12 protein-coding genes and 1 tRNA gene are annotated in these 12,448 nt (G+C 67.1%); 3 read left to right on the top strand and 10 right to left on the bottom strand.

Going from position 1 to position 12,448, the window contains the following annotated elements; translation table 11 throughout:
- Positions 1-2 precede the first annotated feature (2 nt).
- The 5 genes from secD to queA are packed head-to-tail and all read right to left on the bottom strand — an operon-like array spanning position 3 to position 4,951.
- On the bottom strand, positions 3-1,883 hold the full coding sequence (gene secD / locus ACLIIZ_RS15550; RefSeq protein ID WP_416693639.1) for a protein translocase subunit SecD: 1,881 nt from the start codon (positions 1,881-1,883) through the stop codon (positions 3-5).
- Between the two features lie 48 nt (positions 1,884-1,931).
- The gene (yajC, locus tag ACLIIZ_RS15545) at positions 1,932-2,258 is read right to left on the bottom strand and encodes a preprotein translocase subunit YajC (protein WP_416693637.1); all 327 of its coding nucleotides are present in this window, start codon (positions 2,256-2,258) and stop codon (positions 1,932-1,934) included.
- Between the two features lie 40 nt (positions 2,259-2,298).
- The gene (tgt, locus tag ACLIIZ_RS15540) at positions 2,299-3,411 is read right to left on the bottom strand and encodes a tRNA guanosine(34) transglycosylase Tgt (protein WP_416693635.1); all 1,113 of its coding nucleotides are present in this window, start codon (positions 3,409-3,411) and stop codon (positions 2,299-2,301) included.
- Positions 3,393-3,911, bottom strand: coding sequence for a GNAT family N-acetyltransferase (locus tag ACLIIZ_RS15535; RefSeq protein ID WP_416693633.1), 519 nt, complete (start codon positions 3,909-3,911; stop codon positions 3,393-3,395). Before ACLIIZ_RS15535 ends, tgt begins: the two co-directional genes overlap by 19 nt.
- Positions 3,908-4,951 (bottom strand): tRNA preQ1(34) S-adenosylmethionine ribosyltransferase-isomerase QueA, encoded by a 1,044-nt coding sequence (queA, locus tag ACLIIZ_RS15530; RefSeq protein ID WP_416693631.1) that lies wholly within the window; start codon positions 4,949-4,951, stop codon positions 3,908-3,910. The genes ACLIIZ_RS15535 and queA overlap by 4 nt, the downstream gene beginning before the upstream one ends.
- Positions 4,952-5,133: 182 nt before the next feature.
- Between queA and ACLIIZ_RS15525 the strand changes: the two genes are divergently transcribed.
- Genes ACLIIZ_RS15525 through ACLIIZ_RS15515 form a run of 3 tightly spaced genes read left to right on the top strand, consistent with a single transcriptional unit; the run spans position 5,134 to position 6,092 of the window.
- On the top strand, positions 5,134-5,460 hold the full coding sequence (locus ACLIIZ_RS15525) for a type II toxin-antitoxin system RelE/ParE family toxin (RefSeq protein WP_416693629.1): 327 nt from the start codon (positions 5,134-5,136) through the stop codon (positions 5,458-5,460).
- A complete protein-coding gene (locus ACLIIZ_RS15520; RefSeq protein ID WP_416693628.1) occupies positions 5,457-5,774 on the top strand; it encodes an addiction module antidote protein in 318 nt (105 codons plus the stop codon). The genes ACLIIZ_RS15525 and ACLIIZ_RS15520 overlap by 4 nt, the downstream gene beginning before the upstream one ends.
- An 18-nt stretch (positions 5,775-5,792) precedes the next feature.
- The gene (locus ACLIIZ_RS15515) at positions 5,793-6,092 is read left to right on the top strand and encodes a HigA family addiction module antitoxin (protein WP_416693626.1); all 300 of its coding nucleotides are present in this window, start codon (positions 5,793-5,795) and stop codon (positions 6,090-6,092) included.
- 151 nt (positions 6,093-6,243) lie between these two features.
- On the opposite strand, the gene ACLIIZ_RS15510 is transcribed toward ACLIIZ_RS15515, so the two are convergent.
- The 5 genes from ACLIIZ_RS15510 to ACLIIZ_RS15490 form a co-directional block, all read right to left on the bottom strand.
- Positions 6,244-6,328: transfer RNA gene (locus ACLIIZ_RS15510), tRNA-Leu, on the bottom strand.
- A gap of 25 nt (positions 6,329-6,353) precedes the next feature.
- A complete protein-coding gene (locus tag ACLIIZ_RS15505; RefSeq protein ID WP_416693623.1) occupies positions 6,354-6,758 on the bottom strand; it encodes a Rap1a/Tai family immunity protein in 405 nt (134 codons plus the stop codon).
- The gene (cobA, locus tag ACLIIZ_RS15500) at positions 6,755-7,507 is read right to left on the bottom strand and encodes a uroporphyrinogen-III C-methyltransferase (protein WP_416693621.1); all 753 of its coding nucleotides are present in this window, start codon (positions 7,505-7,507) and stop codon (positions 6,755-6,757) included. Before cobA ends, ACLIIZ_RS15505 begins: the two co-directional genes overlap by 4 nt.
- Positions 7,495-10,086, bottom strand: coding sequence for a cyanophycin synthetase (gene cphA / locus ACLIIZ_RS15495; protein WP_416693619.1), 2,592 nt, complete (start codon positions 10,084-10,086; stop codon positions 7,495-7,497). The genes cobA and cphA overlap by 13 nt, the downstream gene beginning before the upstream one ends.
- 19 nt (positions 10,087-10,105) lie before the next feature.
- Positions 10,106-12,349 (bottom strand): cyanophycin synthetase, encoded by a 2,244-nt coding sequence (locus ACLIIZ_RS15490; RefSeq protein ID WP_416693617.1) that lies wholly within the window; start codon positions 12,347-12,349, stop codon positions 10,106-10,108.
- Between the last annotated feature and the right edge of the window lie 99 nt (positions 12,350-12,448).

Raw genomic sequence — 12,448 nt, 5'->3', positions numbered from 1 at the left:
CCTTATTGCTTGCCGTTGGCCGGGGCTTGGCTGCCCGGTTTCCAGATGGCGCCGATGGCGATCCGGGTGAGTTTCTTCTGACGGCCGTAGATCAGGTTGATCATGGCGCGCGAGACGACGACGGCGGAGAAGATCGAGGTCAGGATGCCCAGGCAGTGCACCACGGCGAAGCCGCGCACCGGGCCGGAGCCGAAGATTAGCAGCGCCAGGCCGGCGATCAGCGTGGTGATGTTGGAGTCGAGAATGGTGCCGAAGGCGCGTTCGTAACCTTCCGAGAGCGCCGCCTGCGGCGGCATGCCGTTGCGCAGTTCCTCGCGGATGCGTTCGTTGATCAGCACGTTGGCGTCGATCGCCATGCCCAGCGTCAGCGCGATGGCGGCGATGCCGGGCAGGGTCAGCGTCGCCTGCAGCAGCGAGAGCAGGGCGACCAGCAGCAGCAGGTTGGCGGCCAGCGCGATCACCGAGACCAGGCCGACGACCTGGTAGTAGAGGATCATGAAGACGGCGATCGCCAGGAAGCCCCACATCGTCGACTGGAAGCCGCGCTTGATGTTCTCGGCGCCGAGCGACGGGCCGATGGTGCGTTCCTCGACGATATCCATCGGCGCCGCCAGCGAGCCGGCGCGCAGCAGCAGGGCGACGTCGTTGGCTTCGCTGGTGGTCATGCGACCGGAAATCTGCACCCGGCCACCGCCGATTTCGGTACGGATGACCGGCGCGGTGACCACTTCGCCCTTGCCCTTCTCGATGAGCAGGATGGCCATGCGCTTGCCGACGTTGTCGCGCGTCACGTCCTTGAAGATGCGGGCGCCGGCGGCGTCGAGCGTCAGGTGTACGGCCGGTTCCTGGGTCTGGCCGTCGAAGCCGGGCTGGGCGTCGGTCAGGCGGTCGCCGGTGAGGACGACCTGTTTCTTGACCAGCAGCGGCGAGCCGCCGCGCTCGGTATAGAGCTCGGTGCCGAACGGCGGGTTGCCGGCGAGACCGGCTTCCAGCGCGCCCGTGCTGTCGTCGACCATGCGGATTTCCAGGGTCGCCGTGCGACCGAGGATGTCCTTGGCCTTGGCCGTGTCCTGCACGCCCGGCAACTGGACGACGATGCGGTCGGCGCCCTGCTGCTGGATCACCGGTTCGGCGACGCCGAGTTCGTTGATCCGGTTGTGCAGCGTGTTGATGTTCTGCTTGATCGCGAATTCGGCGATCTTCTTCTGCGCTTCCGGCTTCAGCGTTGCCAGCAGGCGCAGGTCGTCGCCCTGGCCGGCTTCGGCCAGCGCCAGGTCGTCGGCGTTGCTGGTCAGCACCTTGCCGGCGGCGGCGCGGGTTTCGGCGTCGCGGAACTTGATGACGATGCGCTCGCCGTCGCGGTTGATGCCGGCGTGGCGGATGTTCTTGTCGCGCAGCAGGCTGCGCAGATCGGCGGCGGTCGAATCGAGGCGCTTGGTGACGGCGCCCGGCATGTCGACCTGGAGCAGGAAGTGCACACCGCCGCGCAGGTCGAGGCCGAGGTACATCGGCAGCGCGTGCAGCGAGGTCAGCCATTGCGGCGAGGCGCTCAGCAGGTTGAGCGCGACGACGTATTGTGGATCGGTGGCGTCCGGGTTGAAAGCGCGCTCGATGGCGTCCTTGGCCTTCAACTGGGTGTCGGTGTCCTTGAAGCGGACCTTGACGCCGACCGAATCGAGCTGGATGCCGTCGTTGGCAATGCCGGCGGTACGCAGGGCGTCTTCGACGCGGGTCTGGGTGGCGGCGTCGATCTTGAGCGTGACCTTGGCGCTGGAGACCTGGACGGCCGGCGATTCACCGAAGAAATTGGGCAGGGTGTAGATGAAGCCGAAGACCAGCGCGATGGCGACGGTGACGTACTTCCAGAGGGGGTAGCGGTTCATGGCGGCTTTGCAGCGAGAAGGGCGGCCGCGGCCGCCCTTCGGGATGGATTACAGCGACTTCAGCGTGCCCTTGGGCAGGACGATGCCGATGGCCGGCTTCTGGACGACGACTTCGGTGTCCTTGGCGATCTCGACGGTGACGTAGTTGTCGTCGACCTTGGTGACGCGGCCGACGATGCCGCCGCCGGTGACCACTTCGTCGCCCTTCTGCAGCGCGGCGAGCAGCGCCTTGTGCTCCTTGGACTTCTTCATCTGCGGGCGGATCATCAGGAACCACAGCACGACGAACATCAGGATCATCGGCAACAGTTGCATGAAGCCCCCGGTCGGGTCGGCGGCGGCGCCGGCAGTCTGGGCGTGGGCAAGGCTAATCATGGGTTTACTCCGGGAATCGTGAAAATCGGAACGGGGGATTCTAACACTGGCCGGACGATCGGTCGCGGGCGAAGCCGCTTGACCATTCGTCCAGTTTTTCCGCTTCGATGGCGGCGCGCATCTCGGCCATGATGGTCTGGTAGAAATGCAGGTTGTGGATGGTGTTCAGCATGCCGCCGAGGATTTCGCCGTTGCGGAAGAGGTGGTGCAGGTAGCTGCGCGTGAAGTTGCTGCAGGTATAGCAGGTGCACGACGGGTCGAGCGGGCCGGTGTCGGCGCGGTAGCGGGCGTTCTTGATCTTGACGTCGCCGAAGCGGGTAAACAGGTGGCCGTTGCGCGCGTTGCGCGTCGGCATCACGCAGTCGAACATGTCGATGCCGTTCTTCACCCCGTTGACCAGGTCTTCCGGCGTGCCGACGCCCATCAGGTAGCGTGGCTTGTGCACCGGCAGGCGCGGCGCAGTGTGGGCGAGGACGCGCGCCATGTCGTCCTTGGGCTCGCCGACCGAGAGGCCGCCGATGGCCATGCCGTCGAAGCCGATCTCGCACAGGCCGGCGATCGATTCGTCGCGCAGGTCTTCGTACATGCCGCCCTGGACGATGCCGAACAGGGCGTTGCTGTTTTCCAGTCTGTCGTGTTCGTCGCGCGAGCGCTTGGCCCAGCGCATCGACATGCGCATCGATTTGGCTGCTTCGTCGTGGCTGGCCGGGTAGGGCGTGCATTCGTCGAAGATCATGACGATGTCGGAATTCAACACCTTCTGGATCTGCATCGAGATTTCCGGCGACAGGAAGAGCTTTGCGCCGTCGTGCGGCGAGCTGAACTTGACGCCTTCCTCGCTGATCTTGCGCAGCGCCCCGAGCGAGAACACCTGGAAGCCGCCGGAGTCGGTCAGGATCGGCTTCTGCCAGTTCATGAAATCGTGCAGGCCGTGGTGCGCGCCGATCACCTCCAGGCCGGGACGCAGCCAGAGGTGGAAGGTGTTGCCCAGGCAGATCTGCGCGCCGATCTCGTCGAGCGCCAGCGGCGTCATCGCCTTGACCGTGCCGTAGGTGCCGACCGGCATGAAGACGGGCGTCTGGACGACGCCGTGGGCCAGCGTCAGGGTGCCGCGGCGGGCGCCGCCGTCGGTTTTCAGGAGTTCGAATTGCATGCGCGGATGGTCTCGTCGGGGGCGTAGGGCAGGTCGCGGCCAAGGAAGGCCGTGCCCGGGATCGGGTTGAAGCTGACCGGAGAGTCGTCAGTGAAGCCGAGTTCGGCGTAGAGCTGGCGGGCGGCGGTGAATTCGGGCAGGACGTCGAGGCAGACGCGCCGATAGCCGGCGGCGCCGGCCAGCGTCAGCGCCCGTTCGACCAGGCGGCGGCCGAGGCCGGTGCCGCGGGCGGCCGGTCGGACATAGACGCGCTTGAGTTCGCAACGCTCGGTGTCAACCCGGCGCCAGGCGGCGCAACCGACCACCGCACCGGCCTGCCAGGCGAGCAGCAGGCCGCCGTCGGGGGCCGCATACTTGCCTGGCAGGCTGGCGAATTCGGCGGCGTGGCCCTGGTAGTCGAGGCTGACGCTGGGACTGGCGACGTACTCGCGAAAGATTGCCAGCACCGCCTCACTGTCCTCCGGAAAGCTGGCGGCGCGGATGTCCTCGGCCGCGGTCATGGCTGGGCGCGTTCGAGCAGCATGGCGTCGCCGTAGCTGAAGAAGCGGTAGCGTTCGGCGACGGCGTGGGCGTAGGCGGCGCGGATCGCCTCGTAGCCGGCGAAGGCCGAGACGAGCATCATCAGCGTCGATTTCGGCAGGTGGAAATTGGTGATCAGGCGGTCGACCGCCTTGAAGCGGTAGCCGGGGGTGATGAAGATGTCGGTTTCGCCGCTGCCGGCGTTGACGACGCCGTCGTCGGTGGCGGCCGATTCGAGCGTGCGCAGGCTGGTCGTGCCGACGGCGATGACCCGGCCGCCGGCGGTGCGGGTGGCGGCGATGGCGGCGGCGGTGGCCGCCGGCACCTCGTAGCGTTCGCTGTGCATGCGGTGGTCGGCGATCTTGTCGACGCGCACCGGCCGGTAGGTACCGGCACCGACGTGCAGGGTGACGAAGGCGGTATTGACGCCCTGAGCGCGCAGCGTTTCCAGCATCGCCTCGTCGAAATGCAGGCCGGCGGTCGGTGCCGCGACGGCGCCGGGTTCGCGGGCATAGACCGTCTGGTAGCGGGTTTCGTCGGCGCCCTCGGCGGGATGCTCGATGTAAGGCGGCAGCGGCAGCGCGCCGTACTGTTCGGCGACGGCCCAGAAATCGTCGCGGTCGACCAGTTCGATGGCGAACAGGTCGCCGTCCTTGCCGGCCCGGCCGGTCATGCGCACGCTGAAGGCGTCGGCCAGGCGCAGCCGGCAGCCCGGTTTGGGTGCCTTGCTGGCGCGGATCTGGCACAGCGCGTGCGTCGCATCGACGATGCGTTCGAGCATGATCTCGACCTGGCCGCCGGTGTCCTTGAGGCCGAAGAAGCGCGCCTTGATCACCTTGGTGTCGTTGAACACCAGCAGGTCGCCGGCAGCGAGCAGGCCAGGCAGGTCGGCGAAGCGGCGGTCGACGTGAGCTGCCCCGGCGACGTGCAGCAGGCGGCTGCCGGTGCGCTCGGGCGCCGGGTGCTGGGCGATCAGTTCGGGGGGGAGGGGGAAGTCGAAGTCGTCGACAGTCAGGGACATGACACCAACACGGCAGGCAAACAAAAACGGCTTTCCCAATGGAAAGCCGAACTTTCATCACTACCCCGTTCCGGCATCGTGCACAGGCGGGGCGTTTCTGGATCACGCGGTACTATAGCAGAGGCTGTCCCGGCGAGGAATTTTGCCGGCGCTTGACCGGTTGTAATCTATAATCTACAAACATGTTTGAACTGCATGACTATCAGGCGCCAGACGGCAGCGTTCCCTTCAAGGACTGGCTTGCCGGATTGGCAGATCGCATTGCGAAGGCCAGGATCGCCGCTCGGGTGCAGCGTGTGGCCGCCGGCAACTTCGGTGACCACAAGCCGCTGACGGATGGCGTCTGGGAGTTGCGCATCGATCAAGGGCCGGGCTATCGCGTTTATTACGCGTTGTCCGGCAAGCAGCTTGTATTGCTGCTGGTCGGGGGCGACAAGCGCCGCCAGCAGGCAGACATAACAACCGCAGTGGATTACTGGAAAGACTGGCAACAGAGGAACAAAAAATGAAGCAAGCAAGCCGCCCGCACGACGAAAGCATGGTGCAACTGCTCAGGGATGATCCCGCATTTGCCGATGAATACCTTGCCGCCAGCCTGGAAGATATCGACCAGCCGGGAGGTCGTGAAGCCTTGTTGATGGCGCTGCGCCAGGTTGCCGAAGCGCAAGGCATGGCGCAGGTGGCGGAACGTGCCGGCATCCAGCGGGAAAGCCTGTACAAGGCACTCAGTCCCAAAGGAAACCCCACTTTGAAAACCCTCCTCGCCGTGCTCGGCGCCGCCGGCCTCAAGCTGTCTGTTGCACGCGATCACGCCGCTGCCTGATGGGACGCATCACACAAAATGTTCAATCCCCCGCACCCCGGCGAAACCCTGCGCGATGATGTTTTACCTGCTCTGGGGCTTACGGTTACCGATGCGGCTGCACAACTGGGCGTCAGCCGTGCCGTCCTTTCCCGGGTGCTGAATGGCCGCACAGCAATTTCCCCGACCATGGCGTTGCGCATCGAAGGCTGGCTGGGCATCGAAAACGGCGGCAGCGCCGATGCCTGGCTCGCGCAGCAAACCGCATACGACCTTTGGCAAGCGCGCCAAGCTGGGGCGCCGACCGTTATCAAGGCAATCATTCAACGCAGTGCCTGACCGAGCAAGCTGTCCCCCGGGCCCGCGAACCGAAAAACGGGATTTCAAAACGGGATTTCTTTACCCGCCGGGGCTACAGGGAAAAATCTGAAGCCAGAAAAGCAAAAAGGCCAATTCCGGAGAATTGGCCTAAGCGCTTGATTCTGAATCTTGGTGCCCCGAGCCAGACTCGAACTGGCACACCTTTCGGCGGCGGATTTTGAATCCGCTGCGTCTACCGATTCCGCCATCGGGGCGAATGGAGCGCGGATTATCCCTGAATCACTTCTTCGGTTCAAGCACTTCCGGGCAGGGGAAGGCTCGGGCCAGCGCGCCGGCGACCAGGGTGGCGGTGCCCATCGTGGTGTCGGGCGGCACGCGTTCGACATGGATGACGACGGCCCGCACCAGGCGCAGCGACAGGTCGGGGTCGTCCTTGGGCAGGCAGAAGGCGTTGATGCGCAGGCCGACCTTGTCGGCGAGGTGGTCGCCGACCGAATAGCCGTCGGCGAAACCGGCGACGTAGGAAATGCAGCGGCCGCTACGCAGCGCGACGTAGGGGTCGCTGCTCTTGTCGCCGGCGTAGAGGCGTTCCGCTGTCCGGCAGTCTTCGAGCAGCTCGCGGGCGTTGTAGGCGTGGGCGTGGCCGGCGCCGAGAAGGGCAAGGAGCAGGAGGAGGCGGGTCATGGGGTCTCGAACCAGGAAAGTTTGTCGTGCAGGCCGACGACGCTGCCGACGACGATCAGCGCCGGCGGCTTGATGCCGGATTCTACGATGCATTGCGGCAGTTGCCCGAGCGTAGAGAGTAGCGTGCGCTGGTCGGGCAGCGTGCCGCGGCGGACGATGGCGGCCGGGGTGTCGGCGGGCAGGCCGTGGGCGATCATCTGGCGGCAGATTTCCGGGGCGCCGCCGACGCCCATGTAGAAGACGACGGTCTGGCCGGGGCGGGCGAGCGCCGGCCAGTCGAGGTCTATCGTGTGGTCCTTCAGGTGGCCGGTGACGAAGGTCACCGACTGGGCGTGTTCGCGGTGGGTCAGCGGGAAGCCGGCGTAGGCGGCGCAGCCGGCGGCGGCGGTGACGCCGGGGACGACCTCGAAGGGAATGCCGGCGGCGTGCAGGATTTCCAGTTCTTCGCCGCCGCGGCCGAAGATGAAGGGGTCGCCGCCTTTCAGGCGGACCACCGCCAGACCTTCACGGGCCAGATCGACCAGCAGGCGGTTGATTTCCTCCTGCTTCAGCGTGTGTTTCGCCGCCTTCTTGCCAACATAGACCTGACGGGCGGTGGCCGGGAACAGCGCGCGCACGCCCTCGCCGACCAGGTGGTCGTAGACGATGGCGTCGGCGCTGCCGATCAGGCGCGCCGCCTTGAGCGTCAGCAGGTCGGGATCGCCGGGGCCGGCGCCGACCAGCCAGACCTTGCCGGTCACTGGCGGCACTCGGCGATGCGCCGCTCGATGTGAGCAAGCGCTTCCTCGACCTGGTCGATCAGGATCAGGCAGAGGTCGCCGGCCTGCAGCCTGGCGAGCGCGGTGTCGATGGCGAGGAATTCGCCGGTGATCGCTTCGACATGGCGGACCCGTTGCGACTTGGCCAGACCTTCGCGCAACAATCCGATCACCTCGCCGTCGGCGCGGCCGCGCTGGCAGGCATCCTGATAGAGGACGACTTCGTCGAAGGCTTCGCCAAGGATTTCGGTCTGCTGGCGGATGTCTTCGTCGCGCCGGTCACCGGCGCCGCTGATGACGACCAGACGCTTGTTGGCCGGCATCGCCTCGACGGCGCCGACCAGCGCCAGCATGGCGTCCGGGTTGTGGCCGTAGTCGGCGATCAGGGTGGCGCCCCGGTAGTCGAAAACGTTGAAGCGGCCGGGGGCGGTCGCCGCGTCGCTGACGAAACCGGCCAACGCCTGTTCGATGGTGTTCCAGTCGTAGCCGAGCGCCCAGGCGGTGGCGACAGCGGCCATCACGTTCTCGATCTGGAAGCCGATCGTGCCGTTGCGCGTCAGCGGTACGCGCGACAGCGGGATGCGGTACTTGCGCCGGCCCTCGCCGCAGACGATCTCTTCTTTCTCGACATAGAGCACGCGCTTGCCCTGGGCGCGATGCGCGGCGAGCACCGGGTTGGTCGGATCGACGGCGAAGAAGCTGACCTGGCCCGGGCAGTGTGGCGCCATCGCCGCCACCACCGGGTCGGCGGCGTTGAGCACGGCGGTGCCGGTGGGCGCGACGTTCTGGACGATGACGCGCTTGATCACCGCCAGGTCATGCACGGTGGTGATGTAGTTCAGACCGAGGTGGTCGCCGAGGCCGAGGTTGGTGACCACGGCGACGTCGCACATGTCGAAGCCGAGCCCCTCGCGCAGCAGGCCGCCGCGCGCCGTTTCCAGCACTGCCGCGTCGACGTCCGGGTGGGCGAGGACGTTGCGCGCGCTGCGCGGGCCGGAGCAGTCGCCGTCGTCGATGCGCCGGTTCTCGACGTAGATGCCGTCAGTGCTGGTCATGCCGACGCGCAGGCCGTTGGCTTCGAAGATGCGGCCGATCAGGCGGCTGGTCGTCGTCTTGCCGTTGGTGCCGGTGACCGCGACGACCGGGATGCGGCCGTTGTCGGGCTTACCGTCGGGGCTGTCGGGATACATCATGCCGACGATTGCCTCGCCGACCGGCCGGCCCTTGCCGAACGACGGATCGAGGTGCATGCGCAGGCCGGGCGCGGCATTGACTTCGACGATGCCGCCGCCCTGCTCTTCGAGCGGCTTCAGCATGGTGTCGCAGACAACGTCGATGCCGGCGATGTCGAGGCCGACCGTCTGCGCGGCGGCAACGGCGGCGGCGGCGAGTTCCGGATGCACGTCGTCGGTGACGTCGGTAGCGCTGCCGCCGGTGGACAGGTTGGCGTTGTTGCGCAGGACGACGCGGACGCCGCGCTCGGGGATCGAATCGGCGGTATAGCCCTGCTCGGCGAGGCGGGCCAGCGCGATTTCGTCGAAGCGGATCTTGGTCAGCGAGGTGGCGTGGCCGTCGGAGCGGCGCGGGTCGCTATTGACGATGTCGACCAGCTCGCGCACCGTGTGCGTGCCGTCGCCGACGACCAGCGGCGGGTCGCGCCGGGCGGCGGCGATCAGCTTGTCGCCGATGACCAGCAGGCGCCAGTCGTGGCCGGGCAGGTACTTCTCGACCATGATGTCGTCGAAGAAACCGACGGCGACCCGGTAGGCGTGGCGTACCTGGTCCTCGCTCGTCAGGTTGACCGAGATGCCCTTGCCCTGATTGCCGTCCTGCGGCTTGACGACGACCGGCAGGCCGATCTCCAGCGCGGCCTGCCAGGCGTCGTCCTCGTCGTCGACCGGACGGCCGGTCGGCACGGCGACGCCGGCGGCGTGCAGCAACTGCTTGGTCAGTTCCTTGTCCTGTGCGATGGCTTCGGCGATGGCGCTGGTGTGGATGGTTTCCGCGGCCTGGATGCGCTTCTGCTTGCTGCCCCAGCCGAACTGGACCAGGCTACCCTGGGTCAGGCGGCGGCAGGGAATGCCGCGGGCGACGGCGGCGGCGACGATGGCGCCGGTCGATGGGCCGAGGCGGATGTCCTCGTCGAGGTCGCGCAATTCCTTGAGTGTCGCGTCGAGATCGAAGGGCGTGTCGTCGAGCGCGGCGCGGCAGAGCTGCTCGGCGCGTTCGAAGGCGAGCCGGCCGACGTCTTCCTCGGTATATTCGACAACGACCTGGTAAACCCCGTCGTCGATGGTCTTCGCGGTGCGGCTGAAAGTGACCGGGCAACCGGCCTGCGCCTGCAGGCCGAGGGCGGCGAATTCGAGGGCGTGGGCGATCGAGACGGTGTCGAGGTGATCGGTCGGGATCAGTTCGCCGAGTTCCGGGAAGCGGGCGCGCAGGCGGGTTTCGAAGCCGGGCAGGTCGGCGATGGCGCGCTCGGCGCCGTCGCAGGTGACGATCGCCTGGATGGCGGTGTGGCGGCTCCACAGGTTGGGGCCGCGCAGGGCACGGATGCGGGAAACGTCCATGGTGGTCTTTGTCTTGGCGTTAGTTACGGCTGGCGCCGGTGGCCGACTTGCGGGCGCGGCGGGGCAGCAGGGCGAAGGGGTCGGCCAGTTCGAGGCCGTAGGTGCGGATGCCGGTGACGATGACGTCCTGGGTCAGCCCCAGCGCCCAGCCGGCGGCGACGGCGGCGAGCACGTTGGCGATGGTTTCCGGGCGCTTGACCTTGCCGATCGCCGGCACGTCGCCGAGGCGGCAGAGGCGGATCTCGTCCTGGCCGGTGCCGAGGTAGATCCGGCTTTCGCTGACATAGACGCCGCGCTTGCCGGCCTGCAGGTGGGCGTCGAGCACCGGGCTGTCGGGATCGGCGGCGAACAGGATGACCTCGCCGTCGCACAGTTCGGCGAAATCGGCGGCCTGCGGGTCGCAGGCGTTGAGCACGGCGTAGCCGGACTTGAGGACGACGTCGACCTGCGTGCGGTAGGTCGAGCGCCAGGTCGTGTAGTACTCGCCGCCGGTCGGCTGGATGTCCCAGCGCGAGAGGTCTTCGGCGTCGGGCTGGACGTTGGTGACGACGCCGACCGAACAGCGGTCGTAGGCCAGGCCTTCGCCGAGGATCACCCTGCCGCCGTTTTCGATCACCGCTGCCTCGACGGCGCGGTTGAGCAGCAGGCGGCGGCCGCCGGTCCAGTTGGCGGCGTCGCTTTTCTGCACCTGACGGCGGCCGAGGTAGAGGCCGTCGCTGCAGGCCAGACCGACCTGCTTGCCGGAGAGGTGGAGCATGTGGGCGATCAGGCGGGCGACCGGCGTCTTGCCGCGCGAGCCGGAAACGCCGACCACCGGGATGCGGCCGCTTGCGCCAGCGGCGAACAGGTTGTCGACGATCGCCTGGCCGACCGGGCGCGGCTTGCCGATGCCCGGCTTGATGTGCATCAGCAGGCTGGGGCCGGCATTAACCTCGACGATGGCGCCGCCTTGCGCGGCGAGCGGCTTCGAGACGTCCTGGCAGACCAGGTCGATGCCGGCGATGTCGAGGCCGACGACGCGGGCGGCCAGCGCGGCGACGGCGGCGGTGTCGGGATGGACGTCGTCGGTACAGTCGAAGGCGTGGTTGGCGTTGCGCTGGATCAGTACCTCGCGGCCGGCAGCCGGCACGCTGTCGCCGGAGAGGCCCTGGCGTTCGAGTTCGATTTTCGCCGCGGTATCGATCTTGATGATCGACAGCGGATGCAGTTCGCTGTCGCCGCGCCGCGGGTCGGTGTTGATCTGGGTGTCGATCAGTTGCTGGACGGTCGACTGGCCGTCGCCGCTGACCGTGATCAGGTCGCTGCGGTTGGCGGCGACCAGCTTGCCACCGACGATCAGCAGGCGGTGTTCGATGCCCTGGATCGAGCGCTCGACGAGGACGCCGGAGCCTTCCTCGGCCGCGATCGGGTAGGCCTTGCGCACGGCTTCGGCGTTGACCAGGTCGATGAACACGCCGCGCCCGTGGTTGCCGTCGGTCGGCTTGACGACGACCGGGTAGCCGATGTCTTCGGCCGCGTCGACGGCATCGTCGGCGCTGTCGACCTCGCGGCCTTCGGGGACGGGCACGCCGACCGAGGAGATCAGCTCCTTGGTCAGGTCCTTGTCGCGCGAGATGGTCTCGGCGATGGCGCTGGTGGCGTCGGTTTCGGCGGTCCAGATGCGGCGCATCGCGGCGCCGTAGCCGAGCTGCACCAGGTTGCCGTCGTCGAGCAGGCGGATGTGCGGGATCTTGCGCGCTTCGGCGGCATTGACGATGGCGGCGGTCGACGGGCCGAGGTACTTGCGGTCGACCTTGCGGCGCAGCGCCTTGATCGCCGCTTCGAGGTCGAAGGCTTCGTCGTTGATCGCGGCGAGCAGTAGTTCGCGGCCGGTTTCCAGCGCCAGGCGGGTGCATTCGCCGTGGAAGTCGCTGACCACCAGCTTGTACACGCCGCGCGTGGTGGTTTCGCGGGTGCGCCCGAAACCGTCGGGCAGGCCGGCCAGGCTCATCAGTTCGAGCGTGACGTGCTCGAGGATGTGGCCGGCCCAGGTGCCTTCCTGCAGGCGGCGCAGGAAGCCGCCGCGCTCGTCGTAGTTGCAGCGGTGCTCGACGAGGTTGGGCAGCCAGGCGGCAAGCCGCTCGTAGAGACCGGGGATCTTGTTCGAGGGGAGGTCTTCCAGCTCGCCGATATCGATCCAGGTTTCCCGGCAGGGAGGATAGGTCCAGATGCTGGGGCCGCGCAGGGAGAAGCTCTCCCGGAAAATGATGTCTTGTTTTTTCATGCTTTGGGCTGGGTTGGTCGCCGGCGGGGGAAAGTCACGATTTGTCTCTGACGGGATTATTAACGTTTTTTTCCGGCAGCGGCTGACTGTCGGCAAAAA

The organism is Azonexus caeni, assembly GCF_048146105.1.
Lineage (GTDB): Bacteria > Pseudomonadota > Gammaproteobacteria > Burkholderiales > Rhodocyclaceae > Azonexus > Azonexus aromaticus_B.
Note: the sequence above shows the minus strand (reverse complement) of the source record. Positions and strands in the feature narration are given on the sequence as shown.

What these genes read in the sequence shown, in the direction of transcription:
- secD (WP_416693639.1), bottom strand. Translation starts at nt 1,883, where the DNA reads ATGAACCGCTACCCCCTCTGGAAGTACGTCACCGTCGCCATCGCGCTG.
- yajC (WP_416693637.1), bottom strand. Translation starts at nt 2,258, where the DNA reads ATGATTAGCCTTGCCCACGCCCAGACTGCCGGCGCCGCCGCCGACCCG.
- tgt (WP_416693635.1), bottom strand. Translation starts at nt 3,411, where the DNA reads ATGCAATTCGAACTCCTGAAAACCGACGGCGGCGCCCGCCGCGGCACC.
- ACLIIZ_RS15535 (WP_416693633.1), bottom strand. Translation starts at nt 3,911, where the DNA reads ATGACCGCGGCCGAGGACATCCGCGCCGCCAGCTTTCCGGAGGACAGT.
- queA (WP_416693631.1), bottom strand. Translation starts at nt 4,951, where the DNA reads ATGTCCCTGACTGTCGACGACTTCGACTTCCCCCTCCCCCCCGAACTG.
- ACLIIZ_RS15525 (WP_416693629.1), top strand. Translation starts at nt 5,134, where the DNA reads ATGTTTGAACTGCATGACTATCAGGCGCCAGACGGCAGCGTTCCCTTC.
- ACLIIZ_RS15520 (WP_416693628.1), top strand. Translation starts at nt 5,457, where the DNA reads ATGAAGCAAGCAAGCCGCCCGCACGACGAAAGCATGGTGCAACTGCTC.
- ACLIIZ_RS15515 (WP_416693626.1), top strand. Translation starts at nt 5,793, where the DNA reads ATGTTCAATCCCCCGCACCCCGGCGAAACCCTGCGCGATGATGTTTTA.
- ACLIIZ_RS15505 (WP_416693623.1), bottom strand. Translation starts at nt 6,758, where the DNA reads ATGACCCGCCTCCTCCTGCTCCTTGCCCTTCTCGGCGCCGGCCACGCC.
- cphA (WP_416693619.1), bottom strand. Translation starts at nt 10,086, where the DNA reads ATGGACGTTTCCCGCATCCGTGCCCTGCGCGGCCCCAACCTGTGGAGC.
- ACLIIZ_RS15490 (WP_416693617.1), bottom strand. Translation starts at nt 12,349, where the DNA reads ATGAAAAAACAAGACATCATTTTCCGGGAGAGCTTCTCCCTGCGCGGC.